Raw genomic sequence first — 18,674 nt, 5'->3', positions numbered from 1 at the left:
CCGTGTCCGCTTCTGCTACTCACGCCCGCATGAGCGATGCCCAAGAGGCCTCTGTCCCCGGCCGCGGCCACGTCGAGGAGATCGTGCTGGTGCTGCTCGTGCTGCTGTCGGGCGCCGGCGTGGTGGTCAACGACTACGGCAGCGCGCAGACCGCGTTCCGTGTCTGGCTGTGGATGACGCCGGTGTTCGGCATCGTCAGCATCTGGGCGGCGTGGTCGCGCGCCCAGCGCCGCGGCGATCCGGTCGCCGCCATCGTGCCGACGCAGATCGTGCACTGGCTCGGTGTCGTCGGCGCGGTGCTGCTGATCTACCTCCTGCAGCACTTCGGCCGCATGACCAACGAAGCCGCCGGCAGCGCGGTGTTGGTGGTGCTGGCGCTCGCCGCCTTCCTCGCCGGTGTCTACACCGACTGGCGGCTCTCCGTGCTCGGCCTCGTCCTCGGCGGCACCGTGCTCGGCTTCGCCTATCTCGAACGGGTGGCGCTGGTGGTCGTGCCGGTGTTGCTGGCCGCCCTGGTCGGGCTGGTGATCTACATCCGGCGCTGAGCGGGAGGCGGGCAGGGGCATCGCCCCACACGTCGGCCAACGGCTGAGGTCGCGGGCGAGACGCTGTGCTCCGTCCGCGCCGTCCCCGCGGCGCTGGATCGTTCGGGCGAGACGGGTCCGGCGGTCAGCCGCACCTCACGGTCGGGGGGCTCGGCGACCCCGCAGCGCCGGATCGCCCGGGGGAGACGGTCGGGATCAGCCCGCGGCGGGGCAGCCGCCGAGCGCGGCGTTCACCCCGGTGATCAGCTCGTTGATCGCGACGGCGCCGTCGCCGTTGCTGTCGAAGGCGCGGCAGGCGTCGATGCTGGCGCTGCCGAGGGCGATGTTGACGCCGACGATGAGCTCGTTGATCGCCACGGTGCGGTTGCCGTCACAGTCGCCGGGGCAGGCGGGCGGCGGGGTGATCGTCGGTATCGGGGTGGGGACGGCGAGGTCGACGAGATCGCCGGGGGCGCCGCGGGCGCCGAGGAGTTGCGGTTGCGCGGCGGCGCGGTGCGTCGTGCCGCCGCCGCTGAGCGCGGTGAGCGCCACCGCCAGCACGGCGCTGCCGGTGCCCTTCGGGGTGATGCGGACGTTGCCGGTGGTGCTGCCGGCGACGGCGCTGTTGAAGATCGAGCGCCCGGGCGAGGTGGTGTCGAGTTGCGACAGCGGTGACACCAGCAGCTCGCGCAGGGCGCGGCTCATGGTGAACGTCTGCCCGAGCTCGTTGACCAGGCGGATGTCGACCGTCGCGGCGGCGCCGGCGTTCGGGTCGGAGCTGCAGGTGGCCAGAGCCAGGGTCGTCGCGGTGGTGCGGGTGACGGCGCCGTCGCTGCCGAGGGCGATCGTCGCGCCATCGAGGAACGGCTGCAGCGCCAACTCCGCCGGACAGGCGTCGTACTCGCTCTGCGGGCCGCCGAGCACCAGCACGTCGGGCTCGTCGGCGCTGGTGCCGGTGGCGGCGAAGCCGGTGGCGGTGTAGGCGGCGCTGTCGGGCGCCGGCGCGCCGCGCAGGATCGCGGCGCTGCCGGTCAGCACGTCGCTGGCGGTCGGGGTGCCGTCGCCCTCGGCGGCGACGCAGCGCAGGGTGCCGCTGAACGGGATCTTCGGGACCGCCGGCACGGTGCCGCCGCCGAGGGCGACGGGGCGGCCGGTGCTGGCCAGCCAGGAGACCGGTTGTCCGGCGGTGAGGAGGATGCGGAAGTCGCGGCCGCTGCCGGCGACCAGGCTGGCGTCGAGGTAGACGCAGCGCACCGCCTGCGGCACGTCGCCGAGGTTGGTGAGCCGGATCTCGGTGTCGACGGCGGACGCGGCATCGACGGTGACCAGCGGGAAGACCAGCAGCGACGCCGGCGCGCCGCTCGACACGGCGGCGCGGGCCGTCGCAGCGGCGGCGAGCAGGGTCGCGCTGGCCAGTGCCGTGGTGGCGAGGCGCCGCCACCCGGGCCTGCGTCCGCCGCGGCGGCTCACGGTCGCACCATCGGCAGGGTAATGGCGTCGGCGAGATCGCTGGCGCCGTCCTGCTGCGGCACCAGGGCGTCGCGGGCGACGACGGCACCGCCGGCGCCGCGGCGCTCGCGTTCGGCGAGGAGGATGAAGCCACCCGATCCGACGCGCGGCCGCAGGAAGGTCGCCGCGGCGGGGCTGCCCAGCATGTCGGCGCGGAAGATCGCGCTGACGTCGCCGGCGGCGAGGTCGGCCCAGCAGGCGACGTTGGTCGCGGCGGTGAAGCGCTGTTCGAACTCGTTGGTCACGAACAGCGACACCGTGACGCTGCCGGGTTCGCCGTCGCGGACGTTCTGCGTGCAGGGGACGATGACGAATCGCGTCGTCTGCGTCGCCCCGGCGCCGAGCTGCTCGTCGGGGGCGCCGTCGCTGGGGTGGGCCAGCCACCAGCCGGCGGGGCAGGCGTTGTACTCGGAACCGAACAGGCAGAGGTCGGAGGTCTCGCCGCCCAGGCAGAGGGTGTCGTCGCCGTCGTTGAATCCCGAGCTGGGCACGCCGACCGCCGCGTAGGCGAAGGCGTCGCCGTCGGCCAGGGTGGTGACGGTGGCGCGGCCGACCAGGCGGTTGCCGGCGGTCGGCGCGCCGGTGCCGTCCACCTCGACGCAGATCAGCTCGCCGTCGAAATCGGCCGGGGCCGGCGGCACGTCGTTCGGATCGTCGCCGCTGGTGGCGCGGCCGCGCGCCGCGACCCAGTGCAGCGGCTGCTCGGCGACCAGGGACAGCCGGAAGCTGGTGGCGTCCCAGGTCCTGCCGTCGACGTAGACGCAGAACACGTTGACGCGCGACTCCAGGAGATTGGCGACCTGCAGCACCGTGTCGCCGCTGCCGTTCGCCACCACCTTGGGGAAGATGAGCAGCGAGGCGCCGCGTTCGCCGCTCGTCTGCGCGCTCGCCACCGCCGCCAGGCCGACGACGCAATACGCGAGGAGGGAGAACGATGCGCGCACGGTGAGGGGATCCTCGGCCTGTATGGCCCGCCGCGTCCGTTGAGGCAAGCCGGCCGCCGCGAGCGCCGTCCGCCGAGACGGCGGCGACGCGGCGCTGCGCCGGCCGGCCGGCGGCCCGCTCAGCCGTATTTCTCCCCCCGCCGGACGCGAACGTCGGTGATCCACGCGACGACGGCGTAGTGCTCGAAGAAGCGTTCGGCGAGCCGATCGAGAAGGGCCTCGGCGCTGTCGGCGCGGACCAGGACCTCGAGGCGGATGTTGTCGCCCGGGATCTCGCCCAGCCGGCGCCCGCGGCTCCCCTGGCCGCGGGCGTCGCTGAGCGTGTAGCCGGTGGCGCCGAGCTCGCCGACGGTGGCGATCAGCGACTCCTCGAGGACCGCCTCGGCGACGATGGTGACCAGGGACAGCGCGACGGTACCCATCAGAAGCCTCCGTGCAGCAGACGCGCGAGCTGGTAGTAGAGCGGGATGCCGATGGTCACGTTGAAGGGGAACGTGATCGCCAGCGACGACGTCAGGTAGTAGGTCGGATTGGCCGTCGGCAGGGTCATGCGCGCCGCCGGCGGGGCGGCGATGTACGAGGCGCTGGCCGCCATGGCGCCGAGGACCGTGCTGCCGCCGAGCGACAGCCCGGCCAGGCTGCCGAGCGCGGCCCCGAGCGCGCCGTGCAGCAGCGGCAGGGCGATGCCGAAGGCGAGCAGGAACGGCCCGACCTTGCGCAGGTCGCCCAGCCGCTCCGCCGCGACCATCCCCATCTCCAGCAGGAAGAGGGTGAGCGCGCCCTTGAAGCCGCCGTCGAAGAACGGCGCCACCGCCTGCCATCCGGATTCTCCCATCAGGACGCCCACCAGCATGCCGCCGGCGAGCAGGACCATCGTGCGGCCGGTGAGGATCTCGTGCAGCGTCTCGCGCACCGGGCGGCCGCTGCCGACCTGGAGCGTCCCGATCGCCAGGGCGATGTGGATGCCCGGGCTCTCGAGCAGCGCCAGCAGCGACGGCATGAAGCCCTCGGCCGCGTGGCCCATCGAGGCCACGAAGGTCTGGGCGGCGAGGAACGTCACCGCGGACACGGAGCCGTAGTGGGCGGCGATGGCCGCCGAGTCGGCGGCGCTGAATCCGCCGAGCCGGCGCAGGCTGGCGTAGGCGGTGAGCGGCCGGATGCAGCCGAGCAGCAGCGTCACCGCGGCCGGCCCGGCGATGCTCGCCAGGGTGGCGTGTCCGAGCTCGACGCCGCCTTTGAGGCCGAGCGCGAACAGGAGGTAGATCGACAACGCCGTGTAGAGGTCCTTCGGCAACCGGAGCTCGCTGCGCACCAGGCGCGCGACGACGCCGAGCGCGAACGCGAGGACGATCGGCGAGAACAGATTGGCCTGCAGCGTCGCCGCCACGGCTCACCTCCCGCCCGGCGCGTCGACTAGCGTCACCGCGCCGCTGTCGAGGTCGTACACCGCCCCGACGATGCGCAGCGTGCCGTCGCGCACCCGCGGCGCCAGCACCGGCTCGGCGCTGCGCAGGCGGGCGACGACGGCGGCGACGTTGTCGTGCACGGCGTTGGCCAGCGGATCGCCGGGCCGGGCCGCGGCGCGCGCGAGGTTGGGGCGGATCGCGTCGACCACGGCCTGCACGTCGCCCGGCACCGGTCCGCCCCGCAACGTCGCCTCGACGGCGCCGCAGCGCTCGTGGCCGAGGACGACGACGAGCGGCGTGCCGAGCACCGCGACGGCGAACTCGATGCTGCCGAGGCCGATCTCGTCGACCACGTTGCCGGCGGTGCGGACGACGAAGAGGTCGCCGAGGCCGGCGTCGAGCACCAGCTCCGGCGGCACCCGCGAGTCGGCGCAGCCGACCACCGCGGCGAACGGCGCCTGCGCCGCGGCGACGGCCCGACGCCGTTCGGGCGACTGGTTCGGGTGCAGCGGCTGGGCGGCGCCGTAGCGCTGGTTGCCGGCGAGCAGGCGGGTCAGCGGATCGCCGTCCGCCGCGGCCGGCGCGGCGGGGGCGAGGGTCAGGCTGGCGACGAGCGCCGCCGCGATGAGCGTCATGGCATCCTCCCATGCTCGTTGGTGGTGGACAGATGGCGGACGATGGCCTGTCCGCGCTGGCGCAGATGGCGCTCGTCGAGGGCGCGCGCGGTCACGTGCCCGATCTTGCGCCCCGGCCGCGGGGTCTTGCCGTAGAGGTGCAGGTGCGTGTCCGGCAGACGCAGGATCGGATCGAGCGCCGGGGGCGCGCCGATGATGTTGACCAGGAAGGAGCTCCCGATCGCCGCCGTCGAGCCCAGTGGCAGGCCGCAGAGCGCGCGCAGGTGGTTCTCGAACTGACTGGTCTCGGCGCCCTCGATCGTCCAGTGGCCGGAGTTGTGGACGCGCGGCGCGATCTCGTTCACCAGCAGGCGGCCATCGTGCAGGGCGAAGAGCTCGACCACCAGGACGCCGACGTAGTCGAGCGCCACCAGCAGGCGCCGGGCCGTCTCCGCGGCGGCGTCGCGCAGCGCCGCGGTGACCGCCGGGGCCGGCGCCACCGCGCAGCGCAGGATGCCGTCCTCGTGCAGGTTCTCGGTCAGCGGATAGGTGCGGATCTCGCCCTCGGCGCTGCGCACCGCGATCACCGACAGCTCGCGCGCGAACTCGACCACCGCCTCCGCCAGCAGCGGCCCGCCGCCCAGCGCCGCCGCGGTCGCGGCGGCGGCATCGTGGGTGCGCAGCAGGGCCTGACCGCGCCCGTCGTAGCCGCGCTCGCGCCGCTTCAGGATCGCCGGCAGCCCGACCGCGGCGAGCGCGCCGCCGAGCTCGGCGGGCGATGCCGCGCTGGCGAAGGGCGCCGTCGCCAGGCCGTGCGCCCGCAGATACCGCTTCTCCGACAGGCGGTCCTGCTTGAGCGCCAGGGCCGGGAGGCCGGGGCGCAGCGGCACGCGCGCCGCGAGCGCGGCGAGGGTCGCCGGTGGCAGCCCCTCGATCTCGCAGGTCGCGACATCGAGCCCGTCGGCGAAGCGCGCCAGCGCATCGCGATCGTCGTACGGCGCGCACACGTGCTCGGCGACGGCGGCGGCCGGACAGCCGGGCTCCGGGTCGAACACCCGGCAGTGGATGCCGAGCGGCTGGGCGGCGAGGGCGAGCATGCGGCCGAGCTGTCCGCCGCCGAGGATGCCGACCCGCATCATGACGGGCTCCGCGGGTCGGGCTGCGCCAGCACCGCGTCGGTCTGCTCGCGCCGCCAGCACGCCAGCCGTTCGCGCACCTCGGGCCGGCTGCGGGCGAGAATCGCCGCTGCCAGCAATGCCGCGTTGACGGCGCCGGCGCGGCCGATCGACAGCGTGCCGACCGGCACGCCGCCCGGCATCTGGACGATCGAGAGCAGCGCGTCGAGGCCCGCCAGCGTCTCGCTGCGGATCGGCACGCCGAGCACCGGCAGCAGCGTCTTGGCGGCGGTCATGCCCGGCAGGTGGGCGGCGCCACCGGCGCCGGCGACGATGACCTCGAGGCCGCGCGCTTCCGCGTCGGCCGCATAGGCGAACAGGCGATCGGGCGTGCGGTGCGCCGAGACGACGGCGGCCTCGAAGGGGATGTCGAGGGCGGCCAGCGTCGTCGCCGCGTGGCGCAGCGTGTCCCAGTCCGACCGCGATCCCATGATGATGCCGACCAGTGGCTGCATGACCGCTCCTCCGTCTCAGCCGATGGCGTGCCGGCCGCCGTCCACGAACACGGTGTCGCCGCTCATCGCCCGCGCTCCGTCGCCGACCAGGAACGCCGCCACCGCGCCGACGTCGTCGATCGTCGCCAGCCGCCCGGACGGCGTGCGCGCCGCCGCGTCCGCGATCAGCGCGTCGAAGCCGCCGAGGCCGGAGGCGGCGCGGGTGCGAATCGGTCCCGGCGACAGGGCGTGGACGCGGATGTCCTTCGGCCCGAGCTCGCGCGCCAGGTAGCGGACGCAGCACTGCAGCGCCGCCTTCACCGGCCCCATCAGGTTGTACTCGCCGACCACTTTGTCGGCGCCGTAGAAGCTGAGGGTGAGGAGGGTGCCGCCGCGGCGCAACAGCGGCTCGGCATGCCGCGCCAGCTCGAGGAACGAGTAGCAGGAGACGTGCATGGCGCGCTGGAAGCCCGCCGCCGAGCAGTCCGTCACCCGACCGCGCAGGTCCGCCGCCGGCGCGAAGGCCAGGGCGTGAATCGCGAAGTCGAGCTCGCCCCAGGCGGCGTCGATCGCCTCGAACACCGCGCGCATCTGCCCGGGCGCCTCGACGTCGAGCGGCAGGACCAGCGGGGCGCCCAGCGCCTCCGCGAGCGGCCGCACGTGCGGCGCCGCCTTGTCGTTCAGGTACGTGATGGCGAGCTCGGCGCCCTGGCGGCGGAGCGCGCGGGCGCACCCGTAGGCGATGCTGTCGGCGTTGGCGATGCCGGTGACGAGTCCCCGTTTGCCCTGCAGTGGGTGCATGCCGTGTCTTCCTCCCCGTGCCCGGCGGCGCTGGCCCGCGCCGCCATCGATGCGCTATGATACGAAACGGAATACACGAAGTCAAGATCGTGTATTGAATTTCGTGAAAGATTGGACGGGCGATGATGGCGAAGGCGAAGAAGGCGGCGGCGCCGCCGGCGGTGGCGGAGGCGCAGTGGACGTTTCTCACCAACCATGCGCACGTGCTGTTGAGCCTGGCGCAGGATCCGGAAGCGCTGATGCGCGACGTCGCGGCGGCCGTCGGGGTGACCGAGCGCGCGGTGCAGCGCATCGTCGCCGAGTTGGAGGCGGCCGGCTACCTGGTGAAGAGCCGCGAGGGGCGGCGCAACCGCTACGAGGTCAAGACGGCGCTGCCGCTGCGCCATCCGATCGAGCGGCACTGCGAGGTCGGCCATCTGGTGCGGATGGTGACCGATCCGCGGCGCCGGCGCGGCTGAGGCGCGGTCGCCCTCGGGGGGTGGCGGCGGTGGCGGAGGTCGACCGACCGCGTCGTCACCGACGCCTGCCGGTCGCGGGTACGCGCGCCGGCGTCGGCGGCGTTCACTCGATCAGGCCGGCGACGCGGCTGGCGGCGAGGGTGTCGATGGCGTCGATGCGGCGGATGACCGCGCGCATGTCGCGCGCGAAGGCGCGGCGGCGGTCGGCGAGCTCGGGGCCGTCGGGGGCGAGCAGGGCGTAGTTGCGCGCCAGCCGCAGCGCGGTGGCGAACAGGACCTTCGACACCGACTCCTCGCGCCGGATGCGCCGCTGCAGGCGGTACTGCTTGCCGAGCGCCAGGCAGGTGGAGAGGAACGCCGCCTCGTCCACCGGTTTCTCGGCATCGTGCCGCTCGAGGGCGTCGCCGACCACCCGATAGGCCTCGAGGAACGGCCGCAGCACGCGATGGGCGCTGAACGGCTTGAAGCGCCGCACGGTGGCGCGGATGGCCTCGCCGCCGAGCGGCAGCGCCGCCTCCCAGTCGGGATCGTGCAGCGCCACCTCGTCGCGCAGCTCGGCGCGGAAGGCCTCGCGGTCGGCGAAGAAGAACTCGAACTTCAGCAGGTCGCGCAGGCGCAGCGCCTCGTCCCAGAAGGCACCCGGCGCGGCCGGGGGCTCGACCTCGGCGGCGCGCAGCAGCGCCAGCTCGGCGATCGAGGGGGTGACGAAGAAGTGGATGATGGTGTTGCGGTAGTAGGCCGCCGTCAGGTGCTGCTCGGGGCCGATCGCGTAGACGGCGTCGAGGCCCTCGGCGAAACGGCTGACGACGCCGCTCTGCTCGAGCTGGTCGAGGATGCGCTGCACGCCCTCGGGGGTGTCGACGTCGAGCTCGACGGTGGTCGGGAGCTGGCGCCGGCGGATGTAGTTGACGAGGTTGAACAGGCCCTTCACCAGCTCGGGGACGGTGGCGGCGCGATCGCCGAGCCCGAGCAGGGTGAGGGCGACCAGCGAGGTCGGCGTGATCGGCGTCACCCGGTTGATCCGCACCGCCGACTCGAAGGCGACCTTCTGGACATCGAGGTGGCGCTCGTCGGCGCTCTCCTCGTCGAGATGCGAGGCGGGGCCGAGCGCCTTGCTGAGCGCCAGCGGCTCGCCGAAGCGGACGTGGATCTCGCCGTAGTCGCGGTGCAGGCGGCGGATGAGACGGAGGAACCAGCCGAGGCTCTCGCGCTCCTTGGCGCCGCCGCGCTGCTCGGCGACGTAGTCGCCGACGTCCTGGATCTGGTCGTAGACGATCGCGACCGGGATGAGCTGCACGTCGTCCGCCCGGCGTCGGCGGTAGGCGTCGACGACGGTGGCGAACAGGCCGAAGCGCGGCGGCAGGAGCTTGCCGGAGCGCGAGCGCCCGCCCTCCAGGTACCACTCGAGCGTGAAGCGCTTCTCGATCAGGTAGTCGATGTACTGCTGCAGGACGAATTTGTAGAGCGGGTTGTCCTTGAAGGTCCGGCGGATGAAGAACACGCCCGAGCGCCGCACCAGCGGGCCGACGGGGAAGAAGTTCATGTTGATGCCGCCGGCGGTGTGGTTGGGCGGGTGGCCGTTCTCGTGCAGCACGTACTGCAGCACCAGGTGGTCGAGGTTCGACTTGTGGGTCGGCAGGAAGACCAGCGGGTGGCGCTGGCCGAGCGCGAACAGGTGCTCGAGCTGCTGCCGGTCGTAGCGCACCGCCGAATAGCCGCGCGCCACGAGCTGGTGGATCAGGCGCGCCGTGAGGTCGATGACGAACGGGCTGTGGGTCGCCGCGATCTCGCGCAGGTAGCGCGCCGCCTGCTGCTGCTGGGCGTGCTCGGGCTTGCCGAGCGCGGCGGCGATGCGGGCGACGCCGCCGCGGAAGGCGGGGCGGCCGAGGATGTCCTCGTAGACGAAGCGCGGCACCTTGTAGCGCGAGCCGCGCAGGCGGCGTTCGGCGCGCTCCAGTGCCAGCGTCGCCTGGCGGGCGACGAAGTCGGCGAGGCCGGTCGTCTGGGCGACGTCGCTCCCCCCCGCCTGCTGCCAGCGGCGGCGCAGGTCGGAGGCCGGGGCGGGCGTGCCGACGACGATGCGGCAGCTCTCCGGCCGGCGGCGCAGCGCCCAGGCCTGGCGCAGGGTGCCGGGATCGCGCCCGTCGCCGAACGTCACCAGGTCGCGCAGGCGCGCCGTTCGCGTCGGGTTGCCGCGCGCGAACCAGGCGACGCGCAGCGGCGCCAGCAGCGGATCGTCGTCGGTGGCCAGCGTCGCCTCGAGGCGTGGATCGAGCCGCGAGCGGCGGCGCCGTCGCGACGACGGGATGGGGATCGCCACCTCGCCGTTCACCCCGGCCGGGCGATGGCGATCGATCCAGTCGGCGAGCAGCCGCTGCTCCAGGCGCCCGGTGGCGTCGAGCAGGAACACCACCCGTCGGCCACCGGTTTCCGGCCATCCCTCCATGGGCGGATAGGAAACACAGATGGACACGGATGGCCACCGATGGACACCGATGGACACCGATGACCAGCGGACACGGATGGCCACCGGGCACGGATGGCCACCGATGGATGCGGATGGCCGGCGATGGATGCGGATGGGCGCCGATGGCGCGGCGGTGCTTACGGCGAGGCGCGGAGCGCGTCGAGGGCGGCGCGGGCCTCCGGGTTGTCCGGTCGCAGGCGCAGGGATTGCTCCAGATGCGCGATGGCGTCGGCTCGATTGCCGAGCTGGGCGTCGGCGAGTCCCCAATAGTGCCAGGCGTCGGCGTAGTCGGGCTGCAGCGCCACGGCGGCGGCGAACTGATCGGCGGCCTCGCGGGCCTGTCCGTTGCTGAGCAGCAGGGCGCCGAGGCCGTGCGCGACCCGGGGGTTGGCGGGATCGAGCGCGCGCGCGACGCGCAACTGCTCCAACGCCTCGTGCGGCTGGCCGAGCGAGGCGAGCACGACGCCCAGGGTGCGGCGCGCCTCGGCGTGCTCGGGTATCGCCGCCACGGCCTGGCGCAGCACCGCCGCGGCATCCGGGTAGCGATTCTCGCGCATCGCTTCGGTGGCGAGGAAGCTGTACGCGATCCACGACCGCGGGTTCTTGGCGAGGTTGTCGCGCCACATCGTGTCGGCGTCGCGGTAGAGCCCGGCCTGGCGCCAGGTGAGCGCGGCGAGCACGGCGAGCAGCGCGCTCGCCATGGCGACCCGCTGCCAGGCGGGTCGGCCGCGCGTCCCGTGCGCCGCGGCCGCGGCGGCGAGGGCGATCAGTCCGGCGCTCGCGACGTACTGGAAGTGATCGGCGACGAAGGCGTAGCGCATGATGTTGTAGTCGACGAAGCCGAGCATCGGGGCGAGCGTCACGACGTAGAATGCGAACGCCGTCAGCGGCCCGCCGCCGAAGCGGGCGCGCAGCCGCCAGAGCGCCAGGGCGACGGCCAGCCAGGCGAGGAGCGCCAGGGCGCCGATCGGGTCGGCGACCGAGACGTCCCAGCGCGCATAGGCGATGGTGAGATCGAGGGGCCAGATCAGCGCGGCGACGTGGACCCACAGGGCGCGGGCGGCGATCAGCACCCGTTCGACCGCGCCGTAGGGCAGGGCGGGGTTGCCGTGGGCGTGCTCGCGCCAGACGGTCACCGCGGCGATGGGGGCGCTGACGAGCAGGAAGGGCACCAGTCGCAGACCCCAGACGCGCCAGCGTTCCGGCGCCCGCCACCAGGCCAGCAGGGCCAGCCCTGCCGGCAGGGTGCAGAGTACCGTCTTGCTGAGCAGCGTGCCCGTCGCCAACGCCAGCGCGATGATCCAGTCGCGCTCCCGGTCGCTGGCCAGGTAGCGCAGCCAGCAGAGCAGCGTGGCGCCGTAGAAGAGGGCGGAGAGGACGTCCTTGCGCTCGGTGATCCAGGCCACCGATTCGACGTGCACCGGATGGAGCGCGAAGAGGCCGGCGGCGAGCACCGCGCCGCGGACGCGCAGCCGCCGCAGCACCGCGAACAGCAGCAGCGAGTTGGCGACGTGCAGCGCGATGTTGACGGCGTGATAGCCCGGCGTGGCCAGGCCCCACCACTGGTACTCGGCCCAGTACGAGGAGAAGACGAGGGGATGGTACTGGGGGGTGGCGGTGGGCTCGAACCAGATCCGCCACAGCCCGGCGGCGTCCTGCAGCAGCGGGTTGTACGCCACGTAGGAGTTGTCGTCCCAGATGAACCCGCCCCACAGGCAGGGCCAGTAGGCGCACCACGTCGCCAGCGCGATGGCGACCAGGGCCGCGATGGTCGACGCGCGCGCGCCGGCGGGGCGATCGCGCATCACCGGCGGACCTGCGGGGCGGCGCGCCCGGCGGCGGGCGCGATGGCAGCCGGCGGCGCGCCGCTTTGACTCATCCACACCACTGTGCGAGCTGCATGTCGGCGATGATGGAGCGCCCGCGGAGCCCCCGCTGGACGATACTGGTCGCGGTGGGGCTGCTCGCCGCCGCCGTGATGCTGGTGGAGATCGCGCTCACCCGCATCTTCTCGTTCACCATCTGGCATCACTTCGCGTTCATGGTGCTGAGCGTGGCGCTGCTCGGTTTCGCGGTCAGCGGCGTCGTGCTGGCGCTCGCGCCGCAGCTCCGCGAACACCCGCTGGGCGGGGCGGCCTGGTGCGCGGCCGGCTTCGCCGCGGCCGTGCTGGCGGCCGTCGGGCTGGTGACGCACGTGCCGTTCGATCCGACCCGGTTGGCGGTCGAGCGGGCGCAGCTCGCCTATCTGGTGCTGACCTACGCGGTGCTGGTGGTTCCGTTCACCCTCGCCGGCCTGGCGATCGTGCTGCTGCTCACCGCGTTCGCGGCATCGGTGCACCGACTCTACGCGAGCGATCTCATCGGCGCCGGCCTCGGCTGCATGCTGGTCGTCGCCCTCATCGGGTGGCTGGGCGCCGACGGCGTCATCTGGGCGGCGGCCGCCGCCGCGGCGCTGGCGGCGGCGCTGCTGCGTGCCGAGGTCGAGCGGCGCGGGGCGGCGCGCTGCCTGGTGCTGCCCCTGCTGGCGGTGGTCTCGCTGCCGCTCGCGCCGCAGGTGCTCGCCATTCGACCCGGACCGGGCAAGGGCCTGAGCCAGTTCCTGGATCGGGAGCGCTTTCCGGACGCCCGGGTCGTCCATACGGAATGGAACGCGATCGCGCGCGTCGACGTGGTCGAGAACAGCGGCACCGTGCGCTGGACGGCGAACCCGCAGGCGGGCGTGCCGCTGCCGCCGCAGGTGCAGATCGTGATCGACGGCGACGCGGCGACGCCGATCGTGTCGCCGGACAGCGAGACGGCGGGGCAGAGCTTCCTCGACTACATGCTGCCGTCGGCGGCCGCCCAGGTCTTTCGCCCCCGCCGCGCCCTGATCATCGGCGCCGGCGGCGGCGTGGACGTCCTGGTCGCGCTGCGCAACGGCGCCGAGCAGGTGACGGCGGTGGAGGTCAACCCGGCGATCGCGGCACTGATGACCGGGCCCTACGCGGCGCGGACGGGCGAGCTGTTCGCGCGTCCGGCGGTGCGCCTGCACGTCGCCGAGGGGCGGGCGTTCGTGCGCCGGACGTCGGATCGCTTCGACGTCATCCAGCTCTCGTTCGTGGATACCTGGGCCGCCTCGGCCTCGGGCGCGTACAGCCTGGCCGAGGCCTACCTCTACACGGTCGAGGCGTTCACGGACTACCTGGCGCATCTCACCGACGACGGGGTGCTGACGCTGACCCGCTGGTTGTGGAGCCCGCCACGCGAGACGTTGAAGCTCTGCACGGTCGCCGCCGCGGCACTGCGCCGCCTGGGCGTGGCCGACCCGGCGCGGCACATCGTCGTCCTGTCGCTGGGACGGCTCGGCAACGTGCTGGTCAAACGCACCCCCTTCACCGCCGCCGATCTCGCGGCGTTGCAGCAGGTCGCCGCGGCGCGGCAGTTCGGGTTTCTCTACGCCCCCGGCGCGGCGGGCGAGAACGAGTTCACGTCGTTCCTGGGGGCGGCGGACCCGGACGCCTGGATCGCGCGCTACCCCTACGACGTGACCCCGGCGGTGGACGATCGGCCCTTCTTCTTCCAGTTCGGGCGCTGGCGCGATGCCAATCCGTTCGGAGCCGGATGGGGCGACAGCATGCTGGCGCTGTCGGGACGTCTGGTGCTGCTGGCGACCCTGGGGCAGGCGGTCGTCCTGTCGGCGCTGCTGTTGATCGCGCCGCTCGCGTTGCAGCGCCGACGCGGCCCGCGTCATCGTCTCGGCGGGGTGATCGTGTACTTCGCCGCCATCGGGGTGTCGTTCATGCTGCTCGAGGTCAGCCTCATGCAGCGCCTGACGCTGTTCCTCGGGCATCCCGTCTACGCCACCGCCTGCGTGCTGGCGGCGCTCCTGGTCGCCGGCGGCCTGGGCAGCGCCTGCGCGGGGCCGCTGACCCGCGGCGGAGCCCGTCTGCGGCTGATCTGCGCCGCGATCGCGGCGCTGGCGATCGCCTACGGCGCGCTGCTGCCGATGGTGCTCGCGGCGGCACTGCCGTACACCCTGCCGGCGCGTCTCGCCGTCGCCGCCGGCCTGTTGCTGCCGCTCGGTTTCCTGCTCGGGATTCCCTTCCCGGCGGCGGTGGCATCGCTGACGGCGCAGCGGGCGGCGCCGCTGATCGGCTGGGCATGGGCCGCCAACGGCTGCGCCTCGGTCCTCGGGCCGCTGCTGGCGGTGCTGATCGCGATGGAGGTCGGCTTCGCGGCGGTCGCGTGGATCGCCGCGCTCGGCTACGGACTGGCGCTGGTCGCCTTCGGCCGATGGGGCGGCGAGCCGCCGGACGCGGCGCATTCGTGATCCGTCAGCGACCCTGCGGCGGTACCGGGCGCGGCGAGATGTCGGCGAACCGCTCGTGCCAGGTGGCGGCGAGCACGTAGAAGGCGAGCGCCGCCGTGTGCTCCGGCCGGGCGACCACTCGCTCGTGCACCCCGGGATTGCGTTCGCCCCACGAGCCGGAGGGTTCCTGGGTCGCGATCACCTCGTCCACCCAGGCGGTGGGAATCCAGTCGCAGACCTGCGCGTAGCAGAGGATGGCCATGCGCTCGATCGACAGGTCGTGGATCCCGCTGCGGTCGGCCGCCTGTTCGAGCCACAGCCGGGTGGCGAGCTCGCGCCGCAGCGGTTCGACGGTGGCGGCGTCGAGGCAGCCCTGGTTGTGGCCGATGATGAGCGACAGGAGCTGATGGGTGAGACGATAGCTCTGCGCCGGGACGTGCAGGCCATCGAGCCAGGCCTGGCGATCGCTGGGGCTGAGGCGCGGACACACCACCGCGTACGCCATGTCGCGCAGGATCGCGAAGAGGTCCTCGTCGGTGAGCGCCACCGGCAGCGGCGGTGCGAGCGTGTCGTCGGGGCGCGGCAGGGCAGGGAGCGCGGTATCGGGCAGCCAACGCAGCTTCCACAGGTGGCCCTCGGTGCCCGACCCGGTACGGCTGGCGAGCGGGTCGCGCTGGACGTCCGTCTCGACGATCGGATTGACGTTCAGGGTCTCCGCCCAGGTGCGGAAGTCGGGACCGAGCCGCATCGCGCCCTGGGTCGCGATCCAGGTGTCGTCACCGCGCAGCTCGGTGCGGCCGAGATAGGTGGCCGCCTGCTCGAGCGCGGCGCGCAGCCGCGGCGCCGCGCCGCTCGCGGGCCGCGCCAGCGTCCAATACGCCAGCGCCGCGAGCGCGAGCCCGATGGCGCCGGCGAGGACGATCCAGTTTCGAGGACGGAAGCGCACCGGAGCGGCCGCGCTACCAGCGCCGGTCGACGTGGTCAACTCCCGGTCCGTCACGGGGTCGGTCGCGGGCGCGCGGCGAGCAGCTCGGCGAGCTGGGCCTGCGCCGCGGCATCGCCGGGCAGCAGCCGCAGCGCCTCCTGCAACTGCGCGATGGCCGCCTGCGGCCGCCCCTGCTGCGCCAGGGAGGCGGCGGACCTGCGGTGCATGGCGGCGCCGTCGTGGCGCAGGCGCCGCGCCTGCTCGGCGGCGGCCTGCGCCTCGGCGCCCTGATCCAGGCCGCGCAGGGCGGCGGCGAGATGCTCGTAGGGCTCGGGATCGCTGGCGTTCAGTCGGATGGCCTGCTGGCAGTGGGCGGCGGCGTCCGCGAAGCGGCCCTGATCGACCTGCAGCGCGCAGAGGCCGCTGTGCGCGCCGGCGTGCTCCGGGGCGAGCAGCAGCGTGGTGGCGAAGTACTTGGCGGCGTCGGTCGGGCGGTTCAACTGCACCAGCGTGGTGGCGACGTGGTAGTAGGCCTCGACGTAGCGCGGCTTCAAGCGCACCGCGATGGTCAGGTGATCGAGCGCCTCGATCGGCTTGCCGCTCGAGGCGAGCACGATGCCGAGGTTGGTGTGCGCCTCGTAGTAGCGCGGCTCCAGGCGCAGCGCCTCACGGAACTCGGCGGCGGCCGCCTCCCACTCGCCCTGCTGATCGAGCATCGCGCCGAGCGCGTTGTGCGCCTCGGGCGACGCCGGCCAGAGGCGGAGCGCCACCTGGAACTGCGCCAGTGCCTCGTCGATCCGTCCCTGATCCGCCAGGACGCCGCCGAGATTCAGCCGGCCGGCCCAACTGTCGGGGTTCTTCTCGACGGTGTCCGTCCACAGGGTCTCGACGTCCTCGTACGCGGTGGCCCGCTGCCAGCTCAGGACGCCGAGGACGATCAGCAGCGCGGCGGCGAGCGCCGAACGGCTGACGCGGGTGGCGCGCAGCCGGTCGGCCGCGCGCGCGGCCAGCGCCGCGATCAGGGCGATCGGGCCGAGCGTCGCCAGGTAGGCGAAATGATCGGCGACGAAGGAGTAGCGCATCGGGTAGACGTTGAAGAAGCCGAGCGCGGGAAGCAGCGTGCCGGCGTAGAAGAGTGCCACCACCAGCGCCGCCAGCCCGATGCGGCGGCGCCCCAGCCACAAGGCCCCCGCGGTCGCGAGGGCGGCGAGCGGAAACAGATACTGCCACCACGCCGCCGCATCGATCTGCCAGCGCGGGTAGAAGAACATGAGATTGGCGGGCCAGAGCAGCGTCCACAGGTAGAACCAGAGGATGCGTCCGGCGATGAGGACGTGCTCGACGAGGGAGAAGGTCCACTCCGCGCCCTGGGCGCCGACGTGGTGGCGCTCCATCCACACGGTCATCGCGGCCGCCGCCAGGCCGACGGCGACGAACGGCGCCACCCCGGCGACGTCGCGCCAGTCGAGCCGTCCCCGCTTCCACCAGAGGACCAGCAGGAGCGCGGCGGGGAGCGAACAGGTGACCGTCTTGCTCAACAGCGCGCCGACGAAGAGCAGCAGCGCCAGCGCGTACCACGGCCACCGTGCGCGCTGCGGCCCGGTGGCGAAGCGCAGGTACGCCAGCGCCGCGCCCAGGTAGCAGGCGCCGGACAGCACGTTCTTGCGCTCGGTGATCCACGCCACCGATTCGACGTGCATGGGATGCAGCGCGAAGATCGCGCCGGCGAACCAGGCCCCGGGGACGCCGAGCCGGCGCAGAAGCTGCCAGAACAGCACCGCGCTCAACGCGTGCAACAGGACGTTGACCAGGTGATACCCGAAGGGCGCCAGCTCCCACAGGTGATACTCGACCCAGAACGTCGTGAACGTGAGTGGGTAGTACTGCGGGACGGCGTCGGGCTCGACCCAGATGCGGCGCAGACCGTCGAGGTTCAGCAGGGTCGGGTTGGCGGTGACGTAATTGTCGTCGTCCCACACGAAGCCGCCCTGCAGCGCCGGCAGGTAGGCGAGCACGGTCATCGCGACGAGCGCCGCCGCCAGCAGGGCGGCGCGGGCGCGCGCCGCCGTCGCGGCGGCCGCGTCGCCGCTTCGTTCGTGAGCCGTCCGGCCCGGCTCGACGGGCGCCGCCGCCGCGCCGCCCGTGGCGAGGGCGGCGCGGCGTGGTTCCGTTGGCGCCCCTTCGATCACAACCCGTCGCGAACGGCGCGCACGGAGTAGTTCGTCACCTTGAACTCCGGCGAGACGCCGCCGACGTTGAAGTCGACGGTCCAGGCATCGGACGGGTTGTTGGTCGAGGTGGTCGAGGACCAGTAATAGGTCGCGCTCGTGCAACTGCACGTGGTGACGGTGCAGGCCGGGTTGCAGCCGGTGTTGAACGGCGCATCCACCGCCGGCAGCACGGTGCCGTACTGGACCAGGCTCTGCAGCTCGTTGACGTTCGGCAGCCGCCAGTCATTGTGCCCGGCGAAGCTCGCCGTGTTCAGCGCCGCCGTCTTGGCGGTGCCCCACGTGTAGACGTTGTCGCGGTCGTGGATCGAGCCGTCGTCGCTCAGCTTCTCCCACATCAGGCCGGTCCGCGTATCGGTGATCGTGCCATCGCCGTTGTCCACGTACACCCGCGTCAGGCCCTTCTTCAACTCGCCGTCCTGGGCGGTGCCCGAGCACGCGATCGGGTTGCCGAGGAAGTTGTCGTAGCAGATGGTCTGGCCGGTCTGCAGGCGGCGCCCGGTGGGCTGCGCCAGGCAGGCGGCGAGGTCGGCGGGGCATTGCGGCAGGCCGCCGCCGGCCAACGCGGTGGCCACGTCGCCGGTGTGCTGCGCGATCAGCGACTGGATCTGCGACAGGTCGCCGGATGTCGGGCAGGCGCCGCCGGATTTCGCCTCGGTCTGGTTCCACTTGGCGGCATACCCGTCGTCGCACTTGCTGACGTCGAGCGCGGAACCGGTCTTGATGGCCTTCGCCTCCGCCTTGAGGCGGCAGAAGCCGTACTTGCCGGCGGTCGCCACCTTGGCGGCCTCGCACTTGTCCTGCGGCGAGGCGGCTGCCGCAGCGCCGCCCCACAGCAGCAGGATCGTCATCGTGCCAATTGCCCTCGCGCGTTGCGCCGTCATCGTTCTGTCCTCCATTC

Annotated in this window: 16 protein-coding genes; 3 read left to right on the top strand and 13 right to left on the bottom strand. The window is 73.3% G+C overall.

The window, feature by feature from the left end:
• Window positions 1-29 precede the first annotated feature (29 nt).
• Window positions 30-545, top strand: a complete 516-nt coding sequence (locus tag KF840_20935) for a hypothetical protein (GenBank protein MBX3027372.1) — start codon at window positions 30-32, stop codon at window positions 543-545.
• Between the two features lie 195 nt (window positions 546-740).
• Here KF840_20935 and KF840_20930 read toward each other — a convergent pair whose 3' ends face one another.
• The 8 genes from KF840_20930 to fabI form a co-directional block, all read right to left on the bottom strand.
• Entirely contained in the window at window positions 741-1,994 is a 1,254-nt protein-coding gene (locus KF840_20930) for a hypothetical protein (protein MBX3027371.1), read from the bottom strand.
• The gene (locus tag KF840_20925) at window positions 1,991-2,977 is read right to left on the bottom strand and encodes a hypothetical protein (GenBank protein ID MBX3027370.1); all 987 of its coding nucleotides are present in this window, start codon (window positions 2,975-2,977) and stop codon (window positions 1,991-1,993) included. The genes KF840_20930 and KF840_20925 overlap by 4 nt, the downstream gene beginning before the upstream one ends.
• A 119-nt stretch (window positions 2,978-3,096) precedes the next feature.
• A complete protein-coding gene (locus KF840_20920; GenBank protein MBX3027369.1) occupies window positions 3,097-3,399 on the bottom strand; it encodes a transcriptional regulator in 303 nt (100 codons plus the stop codon).
• Entirely contained in the window at window positions 3,399-4,364 is a 966-nt protein-coding gene (locus tag KF840_20915) for a sodium-dependent bicarbonate transport family permease (protein MBX3027368.1), read from the bottom strand. Before KF840_20915 ends, KF840_20920 begins: the two co-directional genes overlap by 1 nt.
• Before the next feature lie 3 nt (window positions 4,365-4,367).
• Entirely contained in the window at window positions 4,368-5,018 is a 651-nt protein-coding gene (locus tag KF840_20910) for a carbonic anhydrase (GenBank protein ID MBX3027367.1), read from the bottom strand.
• Window positions 5,015-6,133 carry a 5-(carboxyamino)imidazole ribonucleotide synthase gene (locus KF840_20905; GenBank protein ID MBX3027366.1) on the bottom strand — a complete coding sequence of 373 codons (1,119 nt, stop codon included), beginning with the start codon at window positions 6,131-6,133 and terminating at the stop codon, window positions 5,015-5,017. The genes KF840_20910 and KF840_20905 overlap by 4 nt, the downstream gene beginning before the upstream one ends.
• Entirely contained in the window at window positions 6,133-6,627 is a 495-nt protein-coding gene (purE, locus tag KF840_20900; protein MBX3027365.1) for a 5-(carboxyamino)imidazole ribonucleotide mutase, read from the bottom strand. Before purE ends, KF840_20905 begins: the two co-directional genes overlap by 1 nt.
• A 15-nt stretch (window positions 6,628-6,642) precedes the next feature.
• Window positions 6,643-7,407, bottom strand: a complete 765-nt coding sequence (gene fabI / locus KF840_20895) for an enoyl-ACP reductase FabI (GenBank protein MBX3027364.1) — start codon at window positions 7,405-7,407, stop codon at window positions 6,643-6,645.
• A 125-nt stretch (window positions 7,408-7,532) separates the two neighbouring features.
• Between fabI and KF840_20890 the strand changes: the two genes are divergently transcribed.
• Complete coding sequence (locus KF840_20890) at window positions 7,533-7,865, top strand: MarR family transcriptional regulator (protein ID MBX3027363.1); 333 nt, start codon at window positions 7,533-7,535, stop codon at window positions 7,863-7,865.
• A gap of 103 nt (window positions 7,866-7,968) precedes the next feature.
• Here the strand turns inward: KF840_20890 and KF840_20885 are convergent, their stop codons facing one another.
• Both KF840_20885 and KF840_20880 read right to left on the bottom strand, forming a co-directional pair.
• Complete coding sequence (locus KF840_20885; protein MBX3027362.1) at window positions 7,969-10,311, bottom strand: glycerol-3-phosphate 1-O-acyltransferase; 2,343 nt, start codon at window positions 10,309-10,311, stop codon at window positions 7,969-7,971.
• A 158-nt stretch (window positions 10,312-10,469) separates the two neighbouring features.
• The gene (locus KF840_20880) at window positions 10,470-12,137 is read right to left on the bottom strand and encodes a tetratricopeptide repeat protein (protein MBX3027361.1); all 1,668 of its coding nucleotides are present in this window, start codon (window positions 12,135-12,137) and stop codon (window positions 10,470-10,472) included.
• Window positions 12,138-12,244: 107 nt separating this feature from the next.
• On the opposite strand from KF840_20880, the gene KF840_20875 reads away from it, so the two are divergent.
• Complete coding sequence (locus tag KF840_20875; protein MBX3027360.1) at window positions 12,245-14,641, top strand: hypothetical protein; 2,397 nt, start codon at window positions 12,245-12,247, stop codon at window positions 14,639-14,641.
• A gap of 4 nt (window positions 14,642-14,645) precedes the next feature.
• Here the strand turns inward: KF840_20875 and KF840_20870 are convergent, their stop codons facing one another.
• The 3 genes from KF840_20870 to KF840_20860 are packed head-to-tail and all read right to left on the bottom strand — an operon-like array spanning window position 14,646 to window position 18,624.
• Window positions 14,646-15,566, bottom strand: coding sequence for a hypothetical protein (locus KF840_20870; GenBank protein MBX3027359.1), 921 nt, complete (start codon window positions 15,564-15,566; stop codon window positions 14,646-14,648).
• Window positions 15,567-15,616: 50 nt separating this feature from the next.
• Window positions 15,617-17,734 (bottom strand): tetratricopeptide repeat protein, encoded by a 2,118-nt coding sequence (locus KF840_20865; protein MBX3027358.1) that lies wholly within the window; start codon window positions 17,732-17,734, stop codon window positions 15,617-15,619.
• Window positions 17,731-18,624 carry a DUF1566 domain-containing protein gene (locus KF840_20860; protein MBX3027357.1) on the bottom strand — a complete coding sequence of 298 codons (894 nt, stop codon included), beginning with the start codon at window positions 18,622-18,624 and terminating at the stop codon, window positions 17,731-17,733. The genes KF840_20865 and KF840_20860 overlap by 4 nt, the downstream gene beginning before the upstream one ends.
• Window positions 18,625-18,674: the final 50 nt, after the last annotated feature.

It is taken from the genome of bacterium (assembly GCA_019637795.1).
In the GTDB taxonomy this organism is placed as follows: domain Bacteria; phylum Desulfobacterota; class Binatia; order HRBIN30; family CADEER01; genus JAHBUY01.
Note: the sequence above shows the minus strand (reverse complement) of the source record. Positions and strands in the feature narration are given on the sequence as shown.

Coding starts and splice junctions, on each gene's coding strand:
- KF840_20935 (MBX3027372.1), top strand. CDS start 30: ATGAGCGATGCCCAAGAGGCCTCTGTCCCCGGCCGCGGCCACGTCGAG.
- KF840_20920 (MBX3027369.1), bottom strand. CDS start 3,399: ATGGGTACCGTCGCGCTGTCCCTGGTCACCATCGTCGCCGAGGCGGTC.
- KF840_20910 (MBX3027367.1), bottom strand. CDS start 5,018: ATGACGCTCATCGCGGCGGCGCTCGTCGCCAGCCTGACCCTCGCCCCC.
- KF840_20905 (MBX3027366.1), bottom strand. CDS start 6,133: ATGCGGGTCGGCATCCTCGGCGGCGGACAGCTCGGCCGCATGCTCGCC.
- purE (MBX3027365.1), bottom strand. CDS start 6,627: ATGCAGCCACTGGTCGGCATCATCATGGGATCGCGGTCGGACTGGGAC.
- fabI (MBX3027364.1), bottom strand. CDS start 7,407: ATGCACCCACTGCAGGGCAAACGGGGACTCGTCACCGGCATCGCCAAC.
- KF840_20890 (MBX3027363.1), top strand. CDS start 7,533: ATGGCGAAGGCGAAGAAGGCGGCGGCGCCGCCGGCGGTGGCGGAGGCG.
- KF840_20885 (MBX3027362.1), bottom strand. CDS start 10,311: ATGGAGGGATGGCCGGAAACCGGTGGCCGACGGGTGGTGTTCCTGCTC.
- KF840_20880 (MBX3027361.1), bottom strand. CDS start 12,137: ATGCGCGATCGCCCCGCCGGCGCGCGCGCGTCGACCATCGCGGCCCTG.
- KF840_20875 (MBX3027360.1), top strand. CDS start 12,245: ATGGAGCGCCCGCGGAGCCCCCGCTGGACGATACTGGTCGCGGTGGGG.
- KF840_20860 (MBX3027357.1), bottom strand. CDS start 18,624: ATGACGATCCTGCTGCTGTGGGGCGGCGCTGCGGCAGCCGCCTCGCCG.